The following is a 25707-nucleotide window of genomic DNA, read 5'->3' as shown; positions in this document are numbered from 1 at the left end:
CGCGCCCGGATCTCGGGCGAGTGGCCGGGTCCGCCGGGCGGTGGCCACTCGATCCGGGACCGGGCGCGATCCTTCGGAGTCGGACGGATCCCTAGCCGGCCGAGGTGCCGCCGGGCGCGCCGTGGCAGCGCTTGTACTTACGACCCGAGCCACAGGGGCACGGTGCGTTGCGGGACGGTCCGTTGCTGGCGGTCGCCTGCCCCGGTGCGGGCTGGCGGGAGTTGCCGCCCGGGACCGCCGGACCACGCAGGCCACTCGCTGGACGCTGCGGCGCGGCAGGTGCGGTCCGGCCCGGCGCCGCCGGGGCGGCCTGGTCCGGGCGGCCGATGCCGAGCGCGGGAGCCCGCTGCTCCGCACGCTGCACCGCGACGCCACCGGAGCCGGCCTCGCCGTCGATGGTCGGCGCGGAGTACTGAAGCCCCTGCTGCTGCGGTGCACGACCCAGGCCCTTGGCCCGGATCTCCACCGGCTTGTCCAGCAGCTGGACCTCCTCGGCCTCCGGCTCCGGCTCGTTGACCTGCACCTCGAGGTTGTAGAGGAAGCCGACGGTCTCCTCCTTGATGCCGTCCATCATGGTGGCGAACATGTCGAAGCCCTCACGTTGGTACTCCACCACCGGGTCGCGCTGGGCGTACGCCCGCAGCGTGATGCCCTCCTGGAGGTAGTCCATCTCGTAGAGGTGCTCACGCCACTTGCGGTCGATGACCTGGAGCAGCACCATCCGCTCCAGCTGCCGGGTGCCCTCGGCGCCGAGCTGCTCCTCCCGCCGGTCGTACGCGGCGTTCGCGTCCTCCTTCAGCCGGGCGAGCAGGAAGTCGGCGTCGATGCTGGCCCGCGACCCACCCGCCTCCTCCTCCAGCTCCTCGATGGTGACGCCCACCGGGTAGAGCTGCTTGAGGCTGGACCACAACTGCTCAAGATCCCAATCCTCGGCGTAGCCGTCCGAGGTGGCCCCCCGCACGTACGCCTCGACGGTGTCGTCGATCATGTTGCGCACCTGGTCGGAGAGATCCTCACCGTTGAGTACGCGCAGCCGCTCGGCGTAGATCACCTGGCGCTGCTTGTTCATGACCTCGTCGTACTTGAGGACGTTCTTCCGGATCTCGGCGTTCTGTCCCTCGATCTGGGCCTGGGCGCTCTTGATCTGGCGGGTGACCATCTTCGACTCGATGGGCACGTCCTCCGGGATGTTGAAGCGGTCCATGACCGCCTCCACCGCACCGGAGCGGAACCGCTTCATCAGCTCGTCCTGCAGGGACAGGTAGAACCGCGACTCGCCCGGGTCACCCTGCCGGCCGGACCGACCACGCAGCTGGTTGTCGATCCGCCGGGACTCGTGCCGTTCCGTGCCCAGCACGTACAGCCCACCGGCGGCGGCGACCTCCTCGGCCTCCGCGTCGCAGGCCTGCTTCCACTTCGGCAGCACCTCTTCGAGGGCCTTGTCGTACTCCTCGGCGTTCTCCAGCGGGTCCAGTCCACGCTGGCGCAGCTCGTTTGCCGCGAGGAACTCGGGGTTGCCGCCGAGCAGGATGTCGGTGCCCCGGCCGGCCATGTTGGTGGCCACCGTGACCGCGCCCCGACGGCCGGCCTGAGCGACGATCTCCGCCTCCCGGGCGTGGAACTTCGCGTTCAGCACCGAGTGCGGGATGCCCCGACGGGTCAGCAGCCGGGCCAGGATCTCGGAATTCTCCACCGAGACCGTGCCGACGAGCACCGGCTGACCTGCCTGGTGCCGCTCGGCGATGTCCTCGATCACCGCGTTGAACTTGGCCTGCTCGGTCTTGTAGATGACGTCGGCCCGGTCCTCGCGGATCATCGGCCGGTGGGTCGGGATGGTCACCACGCCGACCTTGTAGACCTTGTTGAACTCGCCCGCCTCGGTCTGGGCCGTACCGGTCATCCCGGCGAGCTTGTCGTAGAGGCGGAAGTAGTTCTGCAGGGTGATGGTGGCCAGGGTCTGGTTCTCCTGCTTGATCTCCACCCCCTCCTTGGCCTCGATCGCCTGGTGCATGCCCTCGTTGTAGCGGCGACCGTGCAGGATGCGACCGGTGAACTCGTCGACGATCAGGACCTCGCCGTCGCTGACGATGTAGTCCTTGTCGCGCTTGTACAGCTCCTTGGCCTTGATCGCGTTGTTCAGGTAGCCGACCAGCGGAGTGTTCACCGACTCGTAGAGGTTGTCGATGCCGAGCCGGTCCTCGACCTTCGCCACGCCCCGCTCGGTGACCGCGATGGTGCGCTTGGAGTAGTCGACCTCGTAGTCACCCGCGCCGTCCTTGCCCGACTGGAGACGGGCCACCACCGCGGCGAACTCGCCGTACCAGCGGGCGGAGTGTTCGGCCGGGCCGGAGATGATCAGCGGGGTACGGGCCTCGTCGATCAGGATCGAGTCGACCTCGTCGACCACGGCGAAGTTGTGGCCGCGCTGGACCAGCTCCTCCCTCGACCAGGCCATGTTGTCGCGCAGGTAGTCGAAACCGAACTCGTTGTTCGTGCCGTAGGTGATGTCGCACTCGTACGCCGCCCGGTGCTCGGCGGCCGGACGGTTGGGCAGCACCACACCGACGGTCAGGCCGAGGAACTCGTGCACCCGGCCCATCCAGGCGGCGTCACGCTGGGCCAGGTAGTCGTTCACCGTGACCACGTGCACGCCCTTGCCGGACAGCGCGTTGAGATAGACCGGCATCACCGAGGTCAGGGTCTTGCCCTCACCGGTCTTCATCTCGGCGATGTTGCCGAAATGCAACGCCGCGCCACCCATCACCTGCACGTCGTACGGCCGCTGACCGAGCACCCGGGCCGCCGCCTCCCGGCAGACCGCGAACGCCTCGGGCAGCAGGTCGTCCAGGGTCTCGCCGTCGGCGAGACGCTCCCTGAACTGCTCGGTCATGTCGCGCAGCTCATCGTCAGTGAGGTTGACGTAGTCGTCCTCGATCGAGTTGACGGCGGCGGCGATCGCCTTGAGGCGGCGCACCATGCGCCCCTCGCCCGCGCGGAGGACCTTTTCCAGAATCGACACGGATCAACGCTCCCCTAGACAGTCTCGAACCATCGTAGGCGCTCCATCGGGCGGATGGTCACTGGTGGCGGTGGTCGGCCGCCGCGAAACCGACATAACACTCTCCGCTCTCGTTCGCGTCCCGGTTATCCGGTTACGCCGTGCGCGAACGATCCGGCACGATGGCCCGGTGGAGCCCGTGGAGATCACCGAGGACGGTCTGCTGCTACGGCCGTGGCGGGAGTCCGACGCCGACGCCGTGCACCGCGCCTGCCAGGATCCGGACATCCAGCGCTGGACCACCGTACCTCGCCCGTACCGGCACGAACACGCGCAGAGCTTTGTCGCGGACCGCGCCCGTCAGTGGGAACGCGGCATCGCGGCGGCCTTCGCGGTCTGCGACGCCGCCGGCGGCGAGGTGCTCGGTGCCTGCGGGCTGAACACCATCGACCGCGACCACGAACTCAGCGAGATCGGGTACTGGACCGCACCATGGGCGCGGGGCCAGCGCGTCGCCGTGCGGGCCGTGCGGGCCGTCGCCCGGTGGTCCTTCGACGAGTTGAAGCTGCGCCGGCTGCTCTGGGGCGCACGGGTGGGCAACCACGCCTCCCGGCTGGTCGCCCTGCGCTGCGGCGTACGGATCGAGGGGCGGCTGCGGGCCGCCGAGCCGGTGGGCGGCGGCCACGAGTGGTTCGGCACGCTGCTGCCCGGTGACGTACCAGCGCCCGGCGAGGTCGGCCCGGCCGGTCCGGGCACCCTGGACGCGCGTCGTGCCGCCATCTTCGGTCAGCCGCAACCGACCCTGTTCGCCACCGCCGGCACGCACGAGCTGAGCCTGCGCCCGATGGAGGAGCGCGATCTCGACGCGATCGTCACCACCTGCCGGGACCCGGACACGCTGCGCTGGACGACCCTGCCGGAGGGGTACACGCGCGCGGACGCCGAGGATTTCCTGCGGTTCGTCCAGGGCACCTGGGCCGCCGGTACCAGCGCCAACTTCGTCCTCACCGACGCCGCGGACCGGTACGCCGGCTCGATCGACCTGCGGCTGTCGCCGACCGACCCGCTGGTGGCGGACGTCGGCTTCATGACCGCGCCACCGGTCCGGGGGCGGGGGTACCAGCCGGCAGCGCTGGCGGCCCTGTGTGCCTGGGGCTTCACCACCCTCGGGCTGGCCCGGATCGAATGGCGAGCCAACGTCGGCAACGTCGCCTCCCGGCGGGCCGCCGAGAAGGCCGGTTTCGCGATGGAGGGCACCGCCCGAGGAGCCCTTCACCACCGCGGCAACCGGGTCGACGCCTGGGTCGGTGCCCTGCTCGCGGAGGACCTGTCATGAGCGAGCGGCCGCGAGCGAATCATCAGTACAGCGAGCAGTGGATCGAGGCGTACGGGGTGCGGCTACGGCCGTTCCGCCTCGACGACGTCGAGGATGTCGCGGCCGGCTGCGCCGATCCGCTCACCCAGCGCTTCCTCGACGGGCTGCCCGACCCGTACACCGAGGCCGACGCACGGTGGTGGATCACGCAGGGTGCTCCGGCCGCCTTCGCCAGCGGTGGCGCCGCGTACGCCGTGGTCGACCCGACGATCGACCGGCTGGTCGGCACCGTGGGCCTGAACAACCCGGTGCCGCCACGGGGCCAGGCCGAGATCGGCTACTGGGTGGCGCCGTGGGCGCGCGGCCGAGGGGTGGCCACCGCCGCCGCCCGCGCCCTGTCCGAGCACGCCTTCGCCGGCGGCACCGCCCGCCTGGAGCTGCTCACCCGCCCGGAGAACGCGATCAGCCAGCGGGTCGCGCTGGCCGCCGGTTTCCGGCCCGAGGGGGTACGCCGCTCCGCGACGCCCGCCCGGGGCGGCGACCGGCGGGACCTGACCGTGTGGGTGCGCCTCGCCGGCGATCCGCCCGGCCCGTCGGAGCGTCCACTGCCGGACCTGCCCGACGGCCGGCTCACCGACGGGGTGGTCGTGCTGCGCCGACTCGGACCGGACGACGCCGAGCAGACCTACCGCCTGCACAGCGATCCGGAGGTAGCGGCCAGTCGGGTTCCCCCGGGAGCGCCGGCCCGGCAGGACATCGAACGGCGGTGCGCTGACGCGGAGGGGCAGTGGCTGGTCGGGACCGCCGCCGCGATGACGATCCTCGACGGTGCGTCCGGTGACTTCGTCGGCAACTGCACGCTCAACTACGACCAGCCCGCCAGCGGGCAGGCGATGATCGGCTACAGCCTGCTGCCGCGGTGGCGCGGACGCGGCTACGCCACCCGCGCCGTACGGCTGCTCGCCCGGTGGGGATTCGACCACGTCGGCCTGTCCCGGCTGTGGGCCGGCACCCTGCCCGAGAACGCCGCGTCCCAGCGGGTACTGGACAAGGCTGGCTTCCGGCGGGAGGGGCTGCTGCGCGGCCGGCTGCCCGGTGCGGCCGGCCACCGGGCCGATTCGACGATCTACGGTCTGCTATCGACGGATCCGACGGATTGACCGGCGGCCGCACCCGACCAAGGGTCGGCGGCCCGGCCCGGCGAGTGCCGACCCGGGCCGCCGTGACACTCAGATGTCCAGCGAGATGATGCCGTAGTCGTAGGCGTGCCGCCGGTAGACCACGCTCGGCCGGCCGGATTCCTTGTCCTGGAAGAGATAGAAGTCGTGGCCCACCAGTTCCATCTGGAACAGGGCGTCGTCGATGGTCATCGGCTCGGCGGGGTGCACCTTCTCCCGGGCGATGTGCCACGGCTGGTCGTCGGCGTACTCCTCCTCGGGCCGCTCGGCCACCGCGGTGGCGCTGCCGGTCTGCGCGGCGGCGCTGCTGGTCTCCGCGGGGGCGGACAGCGCGGGCAGGTCGGTCACCGGCAGGCCGGCGGTCGCGGCGGCGACCGAGAGCGGCGCGTGCCGGCCACGGTGTACCCGACGCCGGTCGGCCGCGCGCCGCAGCCGGGAGTCGAGCTTGGCGATCGCCGAGTCCAGCGCGCTGTAGAAGTCGCTGGTGCAGGCCTCGGCCCGGATCACCGGGCCACGGGAATAGCAGGTGATCTCCACCCGCTGGCAGTAATCGGCCTGGCGCGGATTGCGCTCGTGGAACAGTTCGACATCGACACGAATGAGCTTGTGGTCGTAGCGTTCGATCTTCGCGAGCTTGTCTGCTACGTGCACCCGGTAATGGTCCGGCACTTCGACGTTACGGCCCTTGACCACGATGTCCACGTGACCTCCCTCGTTCGGACGGTCTTCGATCCGGAAATCCGGTCGCGCCCGGGGGACGGCCCCATTCGGCGTCGACCGGTCAATGCGGCTACGCCTCCTCTCACCGCCGGGGGCGGGTGGAGTGGCCTTCCTACCCCCGACAGCCAAACGCTAACTCCTGTTAGCCCGACAGTCACCCCCGGTCGCCAAGACCGGCCCGAGAATTTCCACACCTCATACACGAAGGGGTGAAACGGAAACACGATCGGTCACTGTTGGTGCTTTTTCCGGGTCGCGGCCAGCACCGCCGCACCGTACGGCGGCAGCCCGCGCCCGGTCAGCACCCGACTGACCGCCGCGAGGGTCGCTCCGGTGGTGACGATGTCGTCCAGCAGGACCACCCTCGACCCGGCGACCGCCGGAAAGCGGCCCGACCGGGCCCGGAAGGCGGACGTGGCGGCCGCCGCGCGCCCGGCGCTGTCCAGCGTCACCGAGTCCGGTCGGGGTCCGGCGCGCACCGCGTGGTGCACCCGCACCGGCCAGCCCGCGGCCCGCAGCCGACGGGCGCAGTGCCGGGTCAGCCGGCCCAGGTGATCTCCGTAGCGGGCCCGGGCCGCCGTCGGGGTGTCCGGCACCGGCACCAGCAGCACCGGGCCCGGCGCACCGACCGCCGCGGCGACGACCTCGGCGAGCAGCGCACCGAGTGGCCGGGCCAGACCGTGCCGGCCGTGATCCTTGTACGCCAGCAGCATCTCCCGCAGCGGCCCGCCGTACTCGCCCAGGGCATGGCAGGGCGGCAGTTCCGGCGGGGCCGGGACCGGCCGCACCGGAACCGGGCGCAGCGCCCGCAGCGCGGTGACGCAGTCCGGACAGGCCCCGTGCCGCAGCCCCGGTCGGCGTTGCCGGCAGCCGGCGCACTCGGTGGGCAGCACCAGGTCGGCCAGGTCAGCCCAGAGCCCCCCGGTCACGGCACTCAGTACAGGAAGACGGGTGCGGTGGGGTTGCCCGGACGCACACCCGCTGGCGGCGGTGTCACGTCCTGGACCTGGTCCCGGTTGATCCGGTCGAACGGGTTGCTGCGGTACGCGACCCCGTTCGCCTCGTACATGAACGAGCCGGCCAGCGGGGAACGCTCGGCGATGGCGGGGTACGCGGCGAGGTGATCGACCTGGCTGCCGGTGTCCTCCCGCAGCGGGGTCTCCAGGGCACCGTCCACGCTCACGTCGTAGATCGCCGGACGCCCGGCCGAGCCGGCCACCAGCAGAAGGTTCGCCGCCGACCAGTCCACCGCGGTGGCGTCGCTCAGCGAGCTGACCAACCGTCGGGCCGGGCCCACGCTGGGCACCTCACCCTCCCAGTTGATCGCGGCGACGTGCAGCGTGCCGTCGACGATCAGCGCGAGCCGGTGCCCGTCCAGGGCGGCCGCCACCGCGGTGACCCGGCCCGGCAGGCCGAGCTGAACCTGCCGCGTCGTCGCCTGGCTGTCGAAGCGGTAGAGCCGGCCGTCGGCCACCACCAGGCCGGCCGGTCGGGCACCGTCGCTGCGGATCCAGACCGGGCGGCTCATCGCGGTGTACCTGCTGGTGCCGGTGGTCAGGGTTTCCACCACGCCAGCACCGCGGCCGACCGCCAGTCGCTGCCGCCCGTCCGCACCGGCCACCACCGCGGCGACCAGGACGTCGTTGTCGAGGCGACGCAGCCCGGCGGAGACGATGTCGTGGTTGACCTCGGGTGCCAGCGGCACCGAGCCGGCGGCCTCGCCGACCACGGTCAGCGCGTGGATGGCCCCGTCGTAGACGCAGTACCGCCGGGCGTCGGCCTCGACCGGGTCCAGTGGATTCAGTCTGCGCTGCTCCGCGAGGTCGACCACCTTGCGGGACTGATTGAGGATCTTGACCTCGACGGTGCCGTGCAACTCCCGCAGGGACCACGCCAGCTGGGTGGCGAGCTGCTCCAGCCGCTGCTCGTCGGCGCCCGGCATGTCGAGGTTGACCTCCCACCGGCCGTCCGAGCCGGTGGCGTTGTTGATCATTTCGGTACGGTCGGGCAGGCCGGCGACACCGATCCGCAGCCAGTCCGAGGGGCCGGCGGTCAACCACCGGATCACCTCGCTCACCCGCCGCTCCGGCGGCACGGCCGAGGAGAGGTACCGCTGGTCGGGCACGAGCTGGGTGCGGTCGGAGTTCCAGAAGTAGATCGCCTCCGCCTGGTAGTACCGGCGCAGCGCGTCGTCGCTGAGCAGCAGCACGTTCGGCGGGTCGCTGACGTAGTACCCGGCGTCGTCCTCTCCGGTCGGACCGGCGCTGACCAGCCGGAACTCGTACGTCGACTCGGTCGCCACCGGCGGCACCAACATCCCGTTGGCCCGCAGCAGGCCGACCTGCTGCACGCTGATGGTCACCTTCATGCTGTCCACGTCCGGTTCGATCACCGGATCGTCGGTGAGCCGCACCACCGACAGCGCCACCTCGCTGCCCTGCTTGTCCGGCAGCCTGTCGCGTTCGGAGGTCGCGATGAACCGCGTGACCCGCTCGTACGCCCGGTCGGGCTCGCCGGCCGCCGCGGCCAGGAAGTTGCGCACGAACGCCTCGGCGTCGCCGCCGCTGGCCTCCCGCGTCGGCGGTTCGGTGCCACGGCCCAGCGACCAGTTCGTCTCCGCGGCCGGCCCACGCTGCTCGATCTGCACCGCGCTGCGGTCCGGGATTCCGCAGCCGGCGGCAAAGCCCAGCACCAGGACGCCACCGAGGGCCCCGGTCAGCAACCGTCGCCTCACGAGCCCACCTCCGCGCGCCGCTGCTCGGCCGACGGCGACGCCTCCGGTGCCGGGCCGATGGCCAGCGCGCCGGCCGGGCCCGGCCCGATGGCCAGCAGTCCGCCTGCGGGCGCGCCGCCGAACGGCAGCGTGGCGTCGGCCGGCACCAGCCGCAGCGGCGAGGTGGTCAGCCGGTCACCGGCCCGCGCCGGCAGGGTGAGCCGGAACTGGGCACCCTGTCCCGGGGCACCCCACGCCTCCAGCCAACCGCCGTGCAGTCGGGCGTCCTCCAGGCTGATCGACAGGCCCAGGCCGGTCCCGCCGGTCTGCCGCGCCCGCGACGGGTCGGCCCGCCAGAACCGGTTGAAGACCAGCTTCTCCTCGCCCGGCTTGAGCCCGACACCGTGGTCACGCACGGTCAGCGCGACGGCGGTCTCGTCCACGCCCAGCGTGATCCGCACCGGCCGACCCTCGCCGTGCTCGACAGCGTTGCCCACCAGGTTGCGCAGTACCCGTTCGACCCGTCGAGGGTCGATCTCGGCGATCACCGGGGCGGCCGGGACGTCCAGTTCGATGGCCACTCCTACCCGCTCGGCCAGCCCGGTCAGCCGGTCGGCGACCCGGTGGACCACCGGCACCAGGTCGGTCGGCTCGGCGTCGAGCACCGCGAAACCCGCGTCGAACCGGCTGATCTCCAGCAGGTCGGTCAGCAGTTCCTCGAAGCGGTCCAGCTCGGCCTGGAGCAGCTCGGCACTGCGCGCCACCGCCGGATCGAACTCGTCACGTTCGGCGAAGATCAGGTCAGCGGCCATCCGTACCGTGGTCAGCGGAGTCCGCAGTTCGTGCGACACGTCGGAGGTGAACCGGCGTTGCAGTCGGGACATCTCCTCCAGTCGCAGGATCTGCCGTTGCAGGTTGGTGGCCATCTGGTTGAACGAGGCCGCGAGCAGCGCCAGGTCGTCCTCACCGTTGACGGCCATCCGCTGGTCGAGCAGGCCGGCCGAGAGTCGCTGGGCGGTCCGGGCGGCGACCCGTACCGGGATCACCACCAGGCGGGTCACCAACGCGGCGAGCAGGCCGAGCAGCAGCACCAGGGCGACTCCGGTGGCCACCACGGTGGCCCGCGCCTGTGCGGCCGTGGTGTCCTGCAGGGTCAGCGGCACGAAGTAGTACAGCTCCACCTGACCGAACCGGGTCGGCACCGGCGAGCCGTAGACGAGGTACTTCGTCTCGGCGTCCCCGGTGAGCCGGCCGGTACGGATCTGGTTGGCCACGTTGCCGTCGGCCACCGCGGCGCGCAGCTCGGCGCTGATCAGCGGCCGGACGTTAGCCGAGGGTGAGGTACGCGGCTCGATCACGCCGGGCCAGTTGTCCGCGGTGAGGGCCACCACCACGCCGCTGTTCTGCTGGGGGTCGCCACCGGCCAGGTAGTTGACCGTGCCGTCGATCGTCTCCTGGAGCTGAGCCTCCTGGGGCTGGCTGTAGAGGCTGAACTGCTTGGCCGCGTACTCCGCGCCGTTGAGCAGCCGCAACTGGACGTCGGTCTTGGCGTTGTCCAGCAGAATGCTCGTGATCTTGTCGGCGATCAGGTAGGCGAAGCCACCGACCAGCAGGCTGGACGTCACCAACGTGATGGTCACCACCCGCACCTGCAACGAGCGACGCCAGGTCTGGTGCAGCCTCGCCAGTGATCGGGCCAGTCGGCCTCTCACCCCACGCCACAACTCCCACCCGGCGCCCTGTCGGCGGGAGGTCGGATCGAGATCGGGGGTCGGGGAGGTGGCCACAGTGCGACCAAGGCTATCCGGTACCCGCCTTGTAGCCCACGCCGCGAACGGTGAGGATGATTTCGGGTCGCTCCGGGTCCGGCTCGATCTTGGCACGTAGTCGCTGCACGTGCACGTTGACCAGCCGGGTGTCCGCCGCGTGCCGGTATCCCCAGACCTGCTCCAGCAGCACCTCCCGGGTGAAGACCTGACGCGGTTTGCGGGCGAGCGCGACCAGCAGGTCGAACTCCAGCGGCGTCAACTTCACCTCCTCGCCGTTGCGGCTGACGGTGTGCGCCGGCACGTCGATGGCGATCTGGTTGCCGGGCGGGCCGATGGTGAGCAGTTCCGGCGCGGCGTCCTCGCCCCGGCGCAGCCGCGCCCGCATCCGGGCCACCAGTTCCTTCGGCTTGAACGGCTTGACCACGTAGTCGTCGGCACCGGACTCCAGACCGAGGACGACGTCGACCGTGTCGCTCTTGGCGGTCAACATCACGATCGGCACTCCGGACTCGCCCCGGATCGCCCGCGCGACGTCGATACCGCTCATTCCGGGCAGCATCAGGTCAAGCAGGACGATGTCGGGCCGACTGTCGCGGAACGCGGCCAATGCCCGTTCCCCGTCTGCCACGAACGAGGGCATGAAGCCTTCGCTGCGCAGCACGATGCCGAGCATCTCGGCGAGCGCGGGGTCGTCGTCGACCACCAGTACCCGGGCTCTCATGGGGTTAATGGTTCCATCCCGTCAGTTCGGTGGGCTCGGCGTCACCCGCACGCTACTGCCGTCAGGTGGGCCGTGCCCAGCACCGCTCGGTTCTACCGCCCGCACGTGCCACTCCGGGGGGCGGGTCTGCACCCCGGGCGACCGCGCGTGTCAACATGATCCCCGGGTGCGCCGCAGCGCGCCACCGTCACCGCCTCCCAGGAGTACGCGTGCCCGACACCGGCCCGTCCGTCGTACTCCCCGGCCGTCCGCTGACCACCGGCGAACTCCTCGACTCCGCGGTGCTGCTGCTCCGCGGCCAGGCACCGGTCCTGCTTCCCGTCGCCGCCGTGCTGGCCGCCGCCGAACAGCTCGTGCTGCTGCCCCTGCGGAGCGCCATGGGTGCCACCGCGCCGCTGTGGTGGGTGTCCGACGCGGACGATCTCGACACCTTCTGGTTCCTGCTCGCCCTGGGCGCGGCGACCGAAGCGATGATCATTATGCTGCTCGGCAACCCGGCCGCCCGCGCCGCCGCCCGGGCGCTGGTCGGTCTCCGGTCCACCGCCGCCGACGCGTGGGGCCCCGGTGGCCGCTGGGGCGCCAGCGTCCTGCTCTGCCCCGCGGTCGGCGCGGTCATGCTGCTGGCCGCCCTGCTCGGCCCCGCCTGGTTCGCCGGATTCGCCCTGCTGGGGGCGGTGGCGCCGGCTCTTGTGGTCGACCGGGTCGCGCCGGTACGCGCCATCAACCGCTCCGCCGCGCTCGCGGTACGGGTGGGCGGGCGGGCCGCCGCGCTGCGGGTACTGGGCTATCTCGTCTGGTGGATCATCCGGGTCGGGCTCGGCTGGGGGACGTTCACCGGCGTGACCGCGCTCGGCCTGACCACCGAGGGCTGGACCGGCGCCGTGGCGATGCTGATCTGGGCGGCCGTGAACGCGGTCGCCTACGCCGCGCTGGCCTGCCTGGACGCGGTCCTGCACCTGGAGACCCGGATCCGCACCGAAGGTCTGGACATCCGGCTCTCCCGCGTGCCCGGCGCCGCGCGTACCCCGGAACTGCTGGCGGTCGGCGGATGAGCTTCAGCCGGTGGTGGACCGAGACCATCGCCGCCCTCGGCGACCATCTGCCACTGCCGCTGGCCGCGCTGCTGCTGGTGCTGGTCACGGCGCTCACCGCGACGGCCTGGTACACCTTCCCCGGCTGGCTGCCCCGCCGACTGCCCCGGCCGCGCCGACGCCGACGCACCGGCGCCGGGCGCGGGAAGCCCGAGGCCGCGCCGCCGACGACGGTCGCCGCACCGCCGCCCACCGGTCCGCTCGGCACCGTCCCGGTGGCCGACCGGCTGGCCGCCGAGGGCCGCTACGACGAGGCGGTCCGCGAGCGGCTGCGCGTCATGCTCCACCAGCTCACCGACCGGCACGTGGCGCGGGTCCAGCCCGGCATGACCGTCGCCGAGGTGGTCACCGACGCCGCCGCCAACCATCCACCGGCCGGACCGCCGCTGACCGCCGCCGCCGGCATCTTCTCGGAGGTGTGGTACGCGCAACGCCCGGCGACCGCCGAACACGATCACCGGATGCGTGACCACGCCGCTCGGCTGGGAGAAGTGCTCGCCGAGGCCCCGCCCAGGAAGGACGACGACCGGTGAGCACCCGGGGTCGCCGCCACCGGATCATCGTCCCACCGCTGGTGGGGTTGCTGCTGATCGCCGTCACCCTGGTCACCGGGGAGATCGACCAGCCGGACCAGACCGACCGGGGCTTCCTCTCCCCGGTGGCGTCCGGTGACCACGGTGGCAGCCGGCTCGCCGCGAACCTGGGCGAGCGCGGGGTGCTGGTGCAGCGGGAGACCGACACGGTCCGGGCGTTGCTGGCCACCCGGCCCGGCCCGGCCACCCTGTTCGTCCCCGCACCCGAGCTGCTGCACCCGCGCACCGTCAGCTACCTGGGCCTGCTGCCCGGCGGCACCCGGCTGGTGCTGGTCGACCCGCCCAGGCGGGTGCTGGCCGCCGCCGGACTGCCGCTGCGCCCGGCGGGCCGGCGGTGGGCGGCCCAGGCCGTTTCACCGCACGGCGTCGACCGGCCCTGCCCACTGGCCGAGGTCTCGCCCGCCGCCACCGCCGCCGTCGCCCGCCAGCGGTACGCACCGACCGGCGCTCCGGACAGTGTCGATCTCTGCTACGGCGGCGGCCTGGCCCGCCTGCCCGGAGCCGCCGAGAGCGTGGTGGTGGGTGCCAGCGACCCGTTCCGCAACGGCCGGATCGACGAATGGGACAACCTGGCCTTCGCCACCGGACTGCTCGCCACCTCCGGCCGGGTGATCTGGCTCGACCTGGACGGCCCGGCACCGCCGCCACCCGAACCCAGTCCCGCGCCGACCCGGCCACTGCCGGACCGCGACGCCGACCTCGACGAGCGCGCTGACCCGGAGGACGCGGACAGCGGCGGCAACGGCGAGACGGCACCGGGCGGCCGTCCGGACGGTGAGGCGTCCGGTCCCGGCGGCCGGGCCTCCGCCGGAGAGCCCAACCCGCTCTGGTCGGCCTTCCCCGCGTGGTTCTGGGCGCTGCTGCTGCAACTCGGCCTGGCGGCCCTGCTCGTCGCCATCGGTCGGGCCCGGCGTCTCGGTCCGCCCACGCCGGAGCCGCTGCCGGTGTCCGTGCCCGCCGCCGAGACGGTTCTCGGCCGGGGACGGCTCTACCAGCGGGCACGCGCCCGGGAGAGCACCGCCCGGGTGCTCCGGACCGCGACGCTGGCCCGACTGGCACGACGCGTGCACCTGCCGGCCGAGGCACCACCGGCAACTCTCGCCGCCACGGTCGCCGCCGGCACCGGCGACCGGCCCGACGCCATCCACGAGCTGCTCTACGGCGACGCGCCACGAACCGACCGGGACCTGCTGGAGCTGGCCGGTGACCTGGACCGCGTGGCGCGTGCCGGCGAGTCCGGCCCAGCGCAGCCCGTCAACCCGCCGGCCCAGCCCCGACTGCCGAAGCCCCGATCCGAAGGAGACTCCCGGTGACCCGACCCGCGATGACCGTGGACCCGCTCGCCGCCGATCCCAGTCGGGCCGCGCTGCACCGGCTCCGCGCCGAGGTGGCCAAGGCGGTCGTGGGGCAGGAGGGTGTGGTCACCGGGCTGATCGTCGCGCTGCTCTGCCGTGGTCACGTGCTGCTGGAGGGGGTGCCGGGGGTCGCCAAGACGCTGCTGGTGCGTACCGTGGCCGCCGCGCTGGACCTGGGCTCGCGGCGGGTGCAGTTCACCCCCGACCTGATGCCCGGCGACGTCACCGGTTCGATGGTCTTCGACGCGCGGACCGCGGCGTTCACCTTCCGCGAGGGGCCGGTGTTCACGAACCTGCTGCTCGCCGACGAGATCAACCGCACCCCACCGAAGACCCAGTCGGCACTGCTGGAGGTGATGGAGGAGCGGCAGGTCACCGTCGAGGGCGAGCAGCGCGTACTGCCCGACCCGTTCATCGTCGCCGCCACCCAGAATCCGGTTGAGTACGAGGGCACCTACCCGCTGCCGGAGGCCCAGCTGGACCGGTTCCTGCTCAAACTCACCGTGCCGCTGCCCAACCGGGACGAGGAACTGGGTGTGCTCCGGGCCCACCACGCCGGTTTCGATCCCCGGGAGCTGACCGCCGCCGGCGTACGCCCGGTGGCGGACGCGGCCGACCTCGCCGCCGCGCGTACGGCGGTGGGTCGGGTGCACGTCGCCGAACCGCTGCTCGGCTACGTCGTCGACCTGTGCCGGGCCACCCGCGCCACCCCGGCGCTGGAGCTGGGCGCCTCGCCGCGCGGTGCGACGGCCCTGCTCGGCACCGCGAAGGCGTGGGCGTGGCTGAACGGACGCGATCACGTGCTGCCCGACGACGTCAAGGCGATGGCGCGACCGACCCTGCGGCACCGGCTGCGCCTGCGTCCGGAGGCCGAACTCGAGGGTGTCGGGGTGGACCCGGTGCTGGACACGGTGCTGGCCACCGTGCCGACTCCGCGATGACCTGGCGGGTGGCGGCGCTGCTGGCGGCAGGGGCGCTGACCCTGCCGTGGTGGCCGGCACCCTTCGTCGGGGTGGCGGTGATGGTCGGCGTGGTGCTGCTGCTGGTCGGGCTCGACCTCGCGCTCGCCGCGCCGCTGCGGGCGCTGACCGCCGAACGGACCGGTGAGCGGACCGTACGGCTCGGTGGCACCGCCACGGTCACGCTGTACCTGCGCAACGCCTCCGGCCGGCCGCTGCGGGCGCGGGTACGTGACGCCTGGGTGCCGTCGGCCGGGGCCCGGCCGGAGGTGCCACCGACCCGGGTGGTGCGGGCCGCACCCGGTGCGGTGCTCGCGCTGCCCACCCAGCTCACCCCCACCCGCCGGGGCGACCGACCCGCCGTGGCCCTGACCGTCCGCTCGCTCGGGCCGCTCGGGTTGGCGTACCGGCAGCGGGGTGGCCGGCCCGGCACGCCACCGTGGACGGTACGGGTGCTGCCCCGCTTCGACTCGCGCCGGCACCTGCCGGAACGGCTGTCGCGGCTGCGCGTCATCGACGGCACGCAACTCGGCCGGGGACGCGGGCCGGGAACCGAGTTCGACGCGCTGCGGGAGTACGTGTCCGGCGACGACGTGCGCTCCATCGACTGGCGGGCCAGCGCCCGGCGGGCCGAGGTGCTGGTGCGCACCTGGCGCCCGGAGCGGGACCGGCGGCTGATCTGTGTGCTGGACACCGGGCGCACCTCGGCGGTACGGGTGGGCGACGAGCCACGGCTGGACGCCTCGATCGAGGCGGCGCTGCTGCTCACCGCGTTGGCGGCACGGGCGGGTGACCGGGTGGACGTGGTCGCGGCGGATGCCGCGACCCGGGCCTCGGTGGGTGGTGCCGAACGGCCGGGGCAGTGGAGCCGGCTGGCGCACGCGCTGGCCCCGCTGCAACCCGCGCTGGTGGAGACCGATTTCCGGCTGATCGCGGGCGAGCTGCTCCGGCGACACCGCCCGCGCAGCCTGGTGGTGCTGCTCACCGCCCTGGAACCCGGTGCGCTCGGTGAGGGCCTGTTGCCGGTGCTGCCCCGGCTGGCCGCCCGGCACCGGGTGGTGGTGGCCGCGGCGCAGGACCCGGTACTGGCCCGGCTCACCGCCGTACCCCCGCGGCGCCCGGCGGACGCCTACGCCGCAGCCGCCGCCTGGCGCACGCTCGCCGAACGCGACCGCCTTACCCAGGCGCTCACCCGCCACCACGTCACAGTGGTGGACGCCCCCGCCCCCCACCTGGCCCCCGCCCTGGCCGACACCTACCTGACCCTGAAATCCCAAGCCCTCCTCTGACCCACCCCCACCCCCACCCCCGGATTCTCCGTGTTGATCATGGGGTTAGCGGCAAAGTTGATCTCCAACCCTGCCGCTAACCTCATGATCAACGCGGGTGGTCCGGGTGGTCCGGGGGGTTTGGGGGGGTTGGGGGGTGGGGGCCGAGGGCGAGGGGGTAGGCGAGGAAGGCGAGCCAGGCGGTCACGCCTATGGCGATGCGGAGGGGGGTCGGCAGGGGGGCGGGGGTGATGAAGGCCTCGATCAGTGCCGCGACGGCGAAGAGGGCGACCAGGCCCACGGCGACCAGCACGCCGTCGCGTCCCGCCCGGGCCACCGCCTGCCCCCGGGTCAACTGCTCCGGCGGTGCGATCCACGCCCACCCGATACGCAGTCCGACCCCGGCGGCGACGAACACCCCGGTCAGTTCCAGCAACCCGTGCGGGGTGATCAGACCGAAGAAGACGTCCGCGCGGCCATAGGAGACCATCACCCCACCGACGACGCCGATGTTCATCGCGTTCTGCCACAGCAGGTAGCCGACGGGCACGATCAACACCCCCGCCGCCAGGCACTTCGCCGCAAGCCAGGCGTTGTGCGTCCACAGGTGGAAGGCGAACGTCGGCGCGGAGAACTCCGTGTAGTAGCCGGCGAAGCCGGACTCGACCAGGTTGGCGGCCTCGTCGTCGCCGATGAACGCCGCCGCCGTCTCCGGATTGTCCGCCACGAACCACATCAGGGTGAAGGTGAGCAGGGTGAAGGCGGTCGCCACCGCACACCACCACGGCGCCGCCCGCCAGATCGCACCGGGCAGGTCGGTCAGCAGGAATCGTTGTACGGCCGTCCAGGACGGTCGGGACCGACCGGTGAGCCGCGCCCGCGCCCGGAGCACCAGCTGGGACAGCTCGCTGACCAGCGCCGGGTCCGGCGAGCGGCTACGCAGCACCGACAGTTGGGTGGTGACCCGCTGGTAGAGCACGACCAGCTCGTCGACCTCGGCCGCGTCGAGTCGTGGCTGACCACAGAGCTGGTTCAGCCGACGCCACTGCCCGCCGTGCTCCGCGACGTACGCGTCGACATCCACCGGCCACCTCCGACCGCGCGATCATAGTGTTCACTGTCGGGGTGAGCACAGCGGCACGAGCGTGGACCATCCCGGGCTGGGGTGACGCCGGGCTGGTCAGCGGCGAGGCGGTCGAGCTGGACGTGCGGGCCGCGCGGATCGGCTCCCGGGCGCTCGCCCTCCTGATCGACGTGCTCGTGCAGCTGGTCGCCGGGCTGCTGCTCGCCGCGCTGACCGGGCTGGTGCTGGCCGCCCTGCCGTACGGGGTGCTCGACGCGGCGATGGAACGCGCCCTGCTCACCATCGGGCTGGTCCTGCTGCTGGTCGGCTATCCGGTGCTCTGCGAACGGTTCAACGACGGCCGGACGCCGGGCAAGGCGGCGGTCGGGCTGCGGGTGGTCAGCCTCGACGGCGCTCCCGTCGGGTTCCGGCAGTCGCTGACCCGGGCACTGGTCGGGGTCGCCGTGGAGTGGCCGGGTCTGGTGCTGCCGCTGCTGTCCTGGGCGGTCGGGCTGACCGTGATGCTCAGCGACGCCCGTGGCCGGCGACTGGGCGACCTGGCGGCGGGCACCCTGGTGGTGCACACCCGGACCGCGACGAGATGGCGTTCGGTCCCGGCGATGGTGCCGGAACTGGCCGGCTGGGCGTACTCGGTGGACCTGAGCCGGTTGGACGCGGAGCTGGCGCTGGCCGTACGGCAGTACCTGGCCCGGGCCCACGGGTTCAGCCAGCCGGCGCGCGGCGAACTGGCCCGGCTGCTGTGGTGGCAGGTCGCCGCGGTGACCAGCCCGCCACCTCCGGCCGGCCGGCCGGAGGTGATGTACCTGGCCGCCGTCATCGCCGAGCGGCATCGACGGGCCCGTCGCCTGCTCGCCGACGAACGCGCGCTCACCGACGCGTTGTGGCCGCAGTTGCCGGGTGCACCGTCCGACGATCGACCGGGGAGGTCAGGATGAGGGCCTTCGTGCCGTGGCTGGCGGTGCTCGCGGTGGTGCTGCTGCTCAGCGCGCTGCGGCTGCGCACCCTCGCGGCGCTGGTCTCGGTGGCCTGGCTGGTCTGGTGCGTCTGGACCTGGGTCCGCCCCACCCGGCGACGTCCACGCTGACCGCGCGTGGGCGACCGGCCACACGCCATGCCGGTCGGTGCGGCACCGCGACCGCACGGCCACCCTCCGGGGCCGGCCACGGCGGTCGGCCCCGGAGGTGACGCGATGCTCAGTAGCGGTAGTGGTCCGGCTTGAACGGGCCTTCCACGGCGACGCCGAGGTAGGCGGCCTGCTCCTTGGACAGCGTGGTCAGCTTGGCGCCGAGCGCGTCCAGGTGCAGCCGGGCGACCTTCTCGTCGAGGTGCTTGGGCAGCACGTACACGCCGATCGGGTACTCGTCGGTCTTGGTGTACAGCTCGATCTGGGCGATCGTCTGGTTGGCGAACGAGTTCGACATGACGAAGCTGGGGTGGCCGGTGGCGTTGCCCAGGTTCAGCAGGCGCCCCTCGGAGAGCACGATGATCGCGTGACCGTCGTCGAACTTCCAGAGGTCGACCTGCGGCTTGATGTTCTCCCGGGTGACGTCCGAACGCTTGGCCAGACCGGCCATGTCGATCTCGTTGTCGAAGTGGCCGATGTTGCCGACGATGGCCTGGTGCTTCATCCGGGCCATGTGCTCGTTGGTGATGACGTCGTAGCAGCCGGTGGCGGTGATGAAGATGTCGGCGGTCTCGACCACGTCGTCCAGGGTGGCGACCTGGTAGCCGTCCATCGCCGCCTGGAGCGCGCAGATCGGGTCGACCTCGGTCACCACGACCCGGGCGCCCTGGCCGCGCAGCGACTCGGCGCAGCCCTTGCCGACGTCGCCGTAGCCGAACACGACCGCCATCTTGCCGCCGATGAGCGTGTCGGTGGCCCGGTTGATGCCGTCGATCAGCGAGTGGCGGCAGCCGTACTTGTTGTCGAACTTGCTCTTGGTCACCGAGTCGTTGACGTTGATCGCCGGGAACTGCAACGTGCCGGCGCGGTGCATCTCGTAGAGCCGGTGCACGCCGGTGGTGGTCTCCTCGGTGACGCCCTTGATGCCGGCGGCGATCCGCGTCCACCGCTGGCCGCTCGCGGCCAGCGAGCGGTGCAGCAGGCCGAGGATGACCGCGTACTCCTCGGAGTCGGCGGACTCGACCGGCGGCACGGCCCCGGCCTTCTCGAACTCGGCGCCCCTGTGGACGAGCAGGGTGGCGTCGCCACCGTCGTCCAGGATCATGTTCGGGCCGTCCCCGTCGGGCCAGTCGAGCACCTGCTCGGTGCACCACCAGTACTCCTCGAGGGTCTCGCCCTTCCAGGCGTACACCGGGACACCGGACGGTGCGTCGACGGTGCCCTGCGGGCCGACCACGACCGCGGCGGCGGCGTGGTCCTGGGTGGAGAAGATGTTGCACGACGCCCAGCGGACCTGCGCACCGAGTGCCACCAGGGTCTCGATCAGCACGGCGGTCTGGATCGTCATGTGCAGCGACCCGGTGATCCGCGCTCCCGCGAGCGGCTGCGCGTCGGCGAACTCGCGCCGGATCGCCATCAGACCGGGCATCTCGTGCTCGGCGAGACGGATCTCCTTGCGCCCGAACTCGGCGAGCGAGAGATCCGCCACCTTGAAGTCGCCCTCGGCGACAGTACGCGGCCGGGCCTCGGACGACGTGCCGCTTGCGGACGCCGGGAGGGTGCTGGTCATGAAAGCTCCTGTCGGACGATGGTGCTGCGCAACCTCCCACCTTACGCGCGTTCACGACGCGCGGTCGGGGTGGTGACGGACAGCGCACGGGGCGGCCGGTGTGGACGTGTGCCGTCCAACTCCGCCCGCCCCGTGCATCCCCCCGGTTTGGTTCCCCCGCGCGTTCTCGGACCATCGTCGCGATAACGCTACGCACCCATAGAGTCACACTGAGCGAGCACCGAGTCAAGCTATTTCGGGAAATTCGGACTTGCCCGTCGGTGGTTGGTCACCCGCCGAGCGTAGGAAGAGTTCAGACCTGCCCGGTCGAGGCGATGTACGTCTCACCCGCACCGGTGACCGTGAGTGAACCACCCACAGCCGGGCCGACCGCGGCTCGACCGGACCCGAGGGTCACCGGCGCCACCCCGTCGGTCACCGTGACCCGGCCATCGGTGCACAGCACCACCCGGGGGCCCGGCACCGCCAACGTCACCTCGCGTCGGCCACCACCGACGGTCACCCGGTGCAACGCGAAGTCGTCCACCGGCACCGGCCAGGTCAGCACCCCGTCGGCGACCTCCTGCGGTGCGACCACCGGCCGGTCGAGCACCTCGAACCGGAGCACCCGCAGCAGTTCGGCGACGTCCACGTGCTTCGGGGTCAACCCGCCCCGCAGCACGTTGTCGCTGGCGGCCATCACCTCCACGCCGGTACCCCACAGGTACGCGTGCAGGTTCCCGGCCGGCATCCAGATCGCCTCACCGGCCGCCAGCCGCACCCGGTTGAGCAACAACGCCACCAGCACTCCCGGATCTGCCGGGTACGCCTCCGCCAACCGGGCCACCAGGTCCGCGTCCGGGCCCTGCGCCGCCCGGGCCGCCGCCACCAGCCCGGCGCGCTCCGCCGTCGGCCACTCCAACAGCCGGCGTACGGCCTCGGCCAGCCCCACCGGCCCGGCGGCCAACGCGTCGAGCACCGGCCGCAGCTGCGGTACGCCCAGTGCGGCTAGCGCCCGTGCCGAGTCGGCGGGATCCCGGAACCCGCACAGCGCCTCCATCGGCCCGAGCGCCACCAGCAGCTCCGGCTTGTGGAACGGGTCGACGTAGTTGCGGTGCCCACCGGAGCGGGCCTGCTCGGCGGCGTGACCCACCCGTGCCTGCTCGGCGTCCGGATGGGCCTGGAGACTCAGCGGAGCCGCCGCCGCCAGCACCTTGAGCAGGAACGGCAGTCGGAGCCCGAACCGGTCGAGCACCGGCCGGCCGAGCCACTGGACCGGCTCGGCGGCGAGCACCTCGGTGAGCGGGATCCGCCCGCCGTCGCGCTCGACGGCGGCCGGCGCGCCCGGATGCGCGCCGAGCCACAGCTCCGCCTCGGGTGCCGCGCTCGGCACCGGCCGGCCCTGGAGTTCGGCGATCGCCGAGCGGGAGCCCCAGGCGTAGTCCTTGATCGGCCCGTGCAGCGGTTCCACCGGTCAGCTCCCACCGCGTCCGGACGCGGTGGCGGGAGCGGCGGTGGTCCGGTAGATGTCCGGTTCGAGGTAGATGACCCGGGCGACCGGCACGGCGGCCCGGATCCGCCGCTCCACCGCGTCGATGCCCCGGGCGACCTCCTCGGCGCTGTCGCACCGCGACACCGCAACCTTCGCGGCCACCATCAGCTCCTCCGGACCGAGGTAGAGAGTCTTCATGTGGATGATCCGCTCCACCTCGGGACCGGCGGCGACCGCCCGCTCGATGGCCGAGACGTCCGCGGGCTCCGCCCCCTCGCCCAGCAGCAGGCTCTTCGTCTCCACGGCCAGCACGATCGCGATGGTCACCAGCAGCAGACCGATCATCGCGGTGCCGGCCGCGTCCCACCGGCCGTTACCGGTGGCCAGGGTCATGCCCACCCCGAAGAGGGCGAAGACCAGGCCGACCAGCGCGCCGAAATCCTCCAGCAGGACCACCGGCAGCTCCGGCGCCTTCGACCGGCGGATGAACCTGGTCCAGGACTCGCTGCCCCGGACCAGGTTCGACTCCCGGACGGCGGTACGGAACGAGAACGACTCCATCACGATCGCCGCGAGCAGCACGGTCACCGGCACCCAGTGCCAGCTGGTGATGCCGTGCGGGTCGGACCACTTGTGCCACGCCTCGTAGAGCGCGAACAGACCACCCAGGCTGAACAGCACGATCGAGACGATGAACGCGTAGACGTAGCGCTCCCGGCCGTAGCCGAAGGGATGTTCCGGGGTGGCGGCCCGCCGGGCCCGCTTGCCGCCGAGCAGCAGCAGGGCCTGGTTGCCCGAGTCGGCCACCGAGTGGATGGACTCGGCGAGCATCGACGACGAACTCGTCAACAGGTAGGCCACGAACTTCGTCACGGCGATACCGACGTTGGCGAGCAGCGCGGCGATGATCGCCTTGGTGCCACCCTGCGTGCTCACTGGTTGGCCAGTTCCTTCATCTCGGTGATCGCCGGCACCGCCATCGGATCCAGGCCGTGCGCCAGGGCCAGGTAGATCGACGCGAAGTCCGGCACCGCCACCAGTGAGGCCAGCCGCTCCAGCGCCGAGCCGCCCTCGGCGGTGACCACGTCGCACCGGACGCCCCGCCGCTCGGCGAGGGTCTGCACCGCGTCCGCGCGCCGCTCCTCGACAGCGAGGGGCTCGTCGGCGTCGTCCTCGGCGTTCAGGCCACCGTCGCGCAGCAGCACCAGCCGCAGTCGGGTGCCCTCACCGTCCGACTCGTCGGGGTCGGCGAAGATGTCCCGCTCTCCCTCGGCCAGCCCCCCGAAAACGCCGTCGAGCAGCCCGACCCGGCCCCGACCGGCCTCACCGAGCGCACCGGTCACCACCGGGTACCGGGCGTTGGCCGACAGGGTGTCGCCGAATCGGCGCGCGGCGACCGACGCCAGCGGCGACGAGCCCCACACGATCGGGATCGACCCGGCCAGCCCGAGGGCGAGGGACTTCGCCGGGTTGACGAAGGACTCCGCGGTCGGGCGACTGCGGTCCGCGTCGGCGTCGAGCCGGGCCGCCGTCTCCGCCAGGTCCGCCTCGTTGACCTTGACCAGGCCGAGGGCCCGGGCGGCGAGCAGCACCGGCACGGTCAGTCCCCAGAGGCTGGCCCGGGCGGGTGCCCGCCGGGGCACCGGGATGAACGGGGCGCGGGCCCGCTCGGCGACCGAGTGCAGTTGCGAGTCCGCCGGACCCACCGCGACCAGCCGGGCGCCCCGCCGGTGGGCGGCCTCGGCCGCACCCAGCGCCTCCGGGCTGCGGCCGCTGGCGCTGACCGCGATCACCACGTCGGCCGCGCCGACCCAGCCGGGTACGCCGGCGAGGCGGTGTGCGATCACCGGTACCGGGCACCGCGGCCCGGCGACCGTGGCCAGCACGTCGCCGGTGCGTCCGGCGGTGCCGATGCCGGCGATCACGACCGCTCGGGGACGTCCGTCGTCGGCGAGTACGGAGAGGTTCGCCTCGGCGGCCAGGGCGGCCGACTCGCGTACCTGCGCGCCCGCCGAGGCGGTGTGTCGCAGCATGCCGCCCGGGTCACGCTCGGCGAGGGCCTGCGGGTCGTCGAGGAGTCGTTCGTCGGCGTTGCGGTGTCCGCTGACGCCGGCCGTTCCGTCGATCACGATCCCTCCGCGGGGACGCGCGCCTCGTCCAGCAGCAGCACCGGCACGTCGTCGCGGACCTCGAAGATCCGGCCACACTCGGTGCACGTCAGCGTCTGGGCCGGCGCGTCGTAGGTCAGCGGGGCATGGTGTGTGTCCGGGCAGGCGAGGATTTCCAGCAACTGCGGGTCGAGGGCCACTGCGCGGCTCCTTCCACGTGTGCGGCTTCACCGATCGGGGGTGCCGACCGGCGCGAGCGATCTTATCGGCGAACCCGGTCGAGCACCTCGTCGCGCAGCGCGGTCATCCGCTCGGCGGTCGGTGCCTCGACGTTGAGCCGCAGCAGCGGCTCGGTGTTCGAGGCGCGCAGGTTGAACCACGCCCCGTCGGCAAAGCGCAGGGTGAGACCGTCCATCTCGTCGGCCTCGGCGTCCGGGTACGCGGCACGCACCTCGGCCACCTTGGCCGCCTGGTCCGCCACCGTCGAGTTGATCTCACCCGAGGCGACGTACCGCTCGTACTCGGCGGCCAGCGTGGACAGCGGCAGCGGCTGCTCGCCGAGCGCCGCCAGGGTGTGCATCGCGGCCAGCATCCCGGTGTCGGCGAACCAGAAGTCCCGGAAGTAGTAGTGCGCCGAGTGCTCCCCGCCGAAGACCGCGTTGGTGCGCGCCATCTCGGCCTTGATGAAGGAGTGACCCACCCGGGCCACCACCGGCTCACCGCCGTGCTCCCGAATGATCTCCGGCACCGCGCTGGAGGTGATCAGGTTGTGGATCACCGTCGACCCCGGGTGCTTGGCCAACTCCCGAGCCGCCACCAACGCGGTGATCGCCGACGGGGAGACCGGTTCGCCGCGCTCGTCGACCACGAAGCAGCGGTCGGCGTCCCCGTCGAACGCCAGGCCGATGTCCGCGCCGTGCGCCACCACCGCGCGCTGCAGGTCGACCAGGTTGGCCGGATCCAGCGGGTTGGCCTCGTGGTTGGGGAACGTCCCGTCCAGCTCGAAGTACAGCGGCACGATCCGCAACGGCAGAGCCGGCAGGGCGGCGTCGCCGAGCACACTCGGCACGGTGTGCCCGCCCATTCCGTTGCCGGCGTCGACCACCACGGTCAACGGCCGGATTCCGGAGAGGTCGACGAGCGTGCGCAGGTGTGCCGCGTAGTCGGGCAGCAGGTCGCGCCGCTGCGTCGGTGCGGTCGGCTCACCGAGCGGCTCGTCCTTGTCGAGCAGGGCCTGGGCCCGGTCGCGGACCTCGGCCAGCCCGCTGTCCTGCCCGACCGGACGCGCACCGGCGTGACAGAGCTTGATGCCGTTGTACTGAGCCGGGTTGTGGCTGGCGGTGAACATCGCCCCGGGCAGTCCCAGCGCGCCGGAGGCGTAGTAGACCATGTCGGTCGAGGCGAGCCCGATCTCGATGACCGGGCGGCCCTCGGCGCGTAGCCCGGCGGCGAAGGCGGCGGCCAGCCCGGGCCCTGAGGCCCGCATGTCGTGCCCGATCAGCACCGCCCGCCCCGGGTCACCGGCGGCGTCCAGCACCTGGGCGAAGGCGACACCGAGCGCGCCGGCGACACGCTCGTCCCACTGGTCCGGCACCGTCCCACGGACGTCGTACGCCTTCACGATCCGGGACAGATCAGACACCGGTTCCACTCCTCGCCTGCGGGTCGTCA

At 72.5% G+C, this 25707-nt stretch carries 22 protein-coding genes; 9 read left to right on the top strand and 13 right to left on the bottom strand.

Annotated features, from left to right (window positions below):
* Positions 1–91 precede the first annotated feature (91 nt).
* Positions 92–3019, bottom strand: coding sequence for a preprotein translocase subunit SecA (secA, locus tag O7597_RS17125; RefSeq protein ID WP_269739720.1), 2928 nt, complete (start codon positions 3017–3019; stop codon positions 92–94).
* 169 nt (positions 3020–3188) lie between these two features.
* Between secA and O7597_RS17120 the strand changes: the two genes are divergently transcribed.
* On the top strand, positions 3189–4334 hold the full coding sequence (locus tag O7597_RS17120) for a GNAT family N-acetyltransferase (RefSeq protein ID WP_281580136.1): 1146 nt from the start codon (positions 3189–3191) through the stop codon (positions 4332–4334).
* Positions 4331–5473: a GNAT family N-acetyltransferase gene (locus O7597_RS17115; RefSeq protein ID WP_281580135.1), complete on the top strand. Its 1143-nt coding sequence runs from the start codon at positions 4331–4333 to the stop codon at positions 5471–5473. Before O7597_RS17120 ends, O7597_RS17115 begins: the two co-directional genes overlap by 4 nt.
* Before the next feature lie 69 nt (positions 5474–5542).
* On the opposite strand, the gene raiA is transcribed toward O7597_RS17115, so the two are convergent.
* The 5 genes from raiA to mtrA all read right to left on the bottom strand — a co-directional run bounded on the left by raiA (position 5543) and on the right by mtrA (position 11414).
* Positions 5543–6193 carry a ribosome-associated translation inhibitor RaiA gene (raiA, locus tag O7597_RS17110; RefSeq protein ID WP_281580134.1) on the bottom strand — a complete coding sequence of 217 codons (651 nt, stop codon included), beginning with the start codon at positions 6191–6193 and terminating at the stop codon, positions 5543–5545.
* Positions 6194–6441: 248 nt separating this feature from the next.
* Positions 6442–7104 (bottom strand): phosphoribosyltransferase family protein, encoded by a 663-nt coding sequence (locus tag O7597_RS17105; RefSeq protein WP_281583266.1) that lies wholly within the window; start codon positions 7102–7104, stop codon positions 6442–6444.
* Between the two features lie 41 nt (positions 7105–7145).
* Positions 7146–8945, bottom strand: coding sequence for an LpqB family beta-propeller domain-containing protein (locus tag O7597_RS17100; RefSeq protein ID WP_281580133.1), 1800 nt, complete (start codon positions 8943–8945; stop codon positions 7146–7148).
* Positions 8942–10711, bottom strand: a complete 1770-nt coding sequence (mtrB, locus tag O7597_RS17095) for an MtrAB system histidine kinase MtrB (RefSeq protein WP_269739725.1) — start codon at positions 10709–10711, stop codon at positions 8942–8944. The genes O7597_RS17100 and mtrB overlap by 4 nt, the downstream gene beginning before the upstream one ends.
* A 13-nt stretch (positions 10712–10724) precedes the next feature.
* Positions 10725–11414: an MtrAB system response regulator MtrA gene (mtrA, locus tag O7597_RS17090; protein WP_164449927.1), complete on the bottom strand. Its 690-nt coding sequence runs from the start codon at positions 11412–11414 to the stop codon at positions 10725–10727.
* A 209-nt stretch (positions 11415–11623) separates the two neighbouring features.
* On the opposite strand from mtrA, the gene O7597_RS17085 reads away from it, so the two are divergent.
* The 5 genes from O7597_RS17085 to O7597_RS17065 are packed head-to-tail and all read left to right on the top strand — an operon-like array spanning position 11624 to position 16701.
* Positions 11624–12466, top strand: coding sequence for a hypothetical protein (locus O7597_RS17085; RefSeq protein WP_281580132.1), 843 nt, complete (start codon positions 11624–11626; stop codon positions 12464–12466).
* Positions 12463–13038, top strand: coding sequence for a DUF4129 domain-containing protein (locus O7597_RS17080; protein WP_269739727.1), 576 nt, complete (start codon positions 12463–12465; stop codon positions 13036–13038). Before O7597_RS17085 ends, O7597_RS17080 begins: the two co-directional genes overlap by 4 nt.
* A complete protein-coding gene (locus tag O7597_RS17075; RefSeq protein ID WP_281580131.1) occupies positions 13035–14411 on the top strand; it encodes a DUF4350 domain-containing protein in 1377 nt (458 codons plus the stop codon). The genes O7597_RS17080 and O7597_RS17075 overlap by 4 nt, the downstream gene beginning before the upstream one ends.
* Before the next feature lie 11 nt (positions 14412–14422).
* Positions 14423–15394, top strand: a complete 972-nt coding sequence (locus O7597_RS17070) for a MoxR family ATPase (RefSeq protein ID WP_269742639.1) — start codon at positions 14423–14425, stop codon at positions 15392–15394.
* Positions 15391–16701, top strand: coding sequence for a DUF58 domain-containing protein (locus O7597_RS17065; RefSeq protein ID WP_269739729.1), 1311 nt, complete (start codon positions 15391–15393; stop codon positions 16699–16701). The genes O7597_RS17070 and O7597_RS17065 overlap by 4 nt, the downstream gene beginning before the upstream one ends.
* Positions 16702–16789: 88 nt before the next feature.
* Here the strand turns inward: O7597_RS17065 and O7597_RS17060 are convergent, their stop codons facing one another.
* On the bottom strand, positions 16790–17764 hold the full coding sequence (locus tag O7597_RS17060; protein WP_269739730.1) for a stage II sporulation protein M: 975 nt from the start codon (positions 17762–17764) through the stop codon (positions 16790–16792).
* Between the two features lie 41 nt (positions 17765–17805).
* On the opposite strand from O7597_RS17060, the gene O7597_RS17055 reads away from it, so the two are divergent.
* The gene (locus O7597_RS17055) at positions 17806–18699 is read left to right on the top strand and encodes an RDD family protein (protein WP_269739731.1); all 894 of its coding nucleotides are present in this window, start codon (positions 17806–17808) and stop codon (positions 18697–18699) included.
* Positions 18696–18848 (top strand): hypothetical protein, encoded by a 153-nt coding sequence (locus tag O7597_RS17050; RefSeq protein ID WP_269739732.1) that lies wholly within the window; start codon positions 18696–18698, stop codon positions 18846–18848. The genes O7597_RS17055 and O7597_RS17050 overlap by 4 nt, the downstream gene beginning before the upstream one ends.
* A gap of 109 nt (positions 18849–18957) precedes the next feature.
* On the opposite strand, the gene ahcY is transcribed toward O7597_RS17050, so the two are convergent.
* From ahcY to O7597_RS17020, 6 genes are all read right to left on the bottom strand, one after another.
* Positions 18958–20457, bottom strand: coding sequence for an adenosylhomocysteinase (gene ahcY / locus O7597_RS17045; RefSeq protein ID WP_269739733.1), 1500 nt, complete (start codon positions 20455–20457; stop codon positions 18958–18960).
* 292 nt (positions 20458–20749) lie between these two features.
* Positions 20750–21907, bottom strand: a complete 1158-nt coding sequence (gene manA / locus O7597_RS17040) for a mannose-6-phosphate isomerase, class I (RefSeq protein ID WP_281580130.1) — start codon at positions 21905–21907, stop codon at positions 20750–20752.
* Between the two features lie 3 nt (positions 21908–21910).
* A complete protein-coding gene (locus tag O7597_RS17035; protein WP_269739735.1) occupies positions 21911–22864 on the bottom strand; it encodes a cation diffusion facilitator family transporter in 954 nt (317 codons plus the stop codon).
* The gene (locus tag O7597_RS17030) at positions 22861–24057 is read right to left on the bottom strand and encodes an SIS domain-containing protein (RefSeq protein WP_269739736.1); all 1197 of its coding nucleotides are present in this window, start codon (positions 24055–24057) and stop codon (positions 22861–22863) included. Before O7597_RS17030 ends, O7597_RS17035 begins: the two co-directional genes overlap by 4 nt.
* Positions 24054–24236 (bottom strand): Trm112 family protein, encoded by a 183-nt coding sequence (locus O7597_RS17025; protein WP_164446020.1) that lies wholly within the window; start codon positions 24234–24236, stop codon positions 24054–24056. The genes O7597_RS17030 and O7597_RS17025 overlap by 4 nt, the downstream gene beginning before the upstream one ends.
* 62 nt (positions 24237–24298) lie before the next feature.
* Entirely contained in the window at positions 24299–25678 is a 1380-nt protein-coding gene (locus O7597_RS17020) for a phosphomannomutase/phosphoglucomutase (RefSeq protein ID WP_269739737.1), read from the bottom strand.
* Positions 25679–25707: the final 29 nt, after the last annotated feature.

Source organism: Verrucosispora sp. WMMC514, from assembly GCF_027497295.1.
In the GTDB taxonomy this organism is placed as follows: Bacteria; Actinomycetota; Actinomycetes; order Mycobacteriales; family Micromonosporaceae; genus Micromonospora; species Micromonospora palythoicola.
Note: the sequence above shows the minus strand (reverse complement) of the source record. Positions and strands in the feature narration are given on the sequence as shown.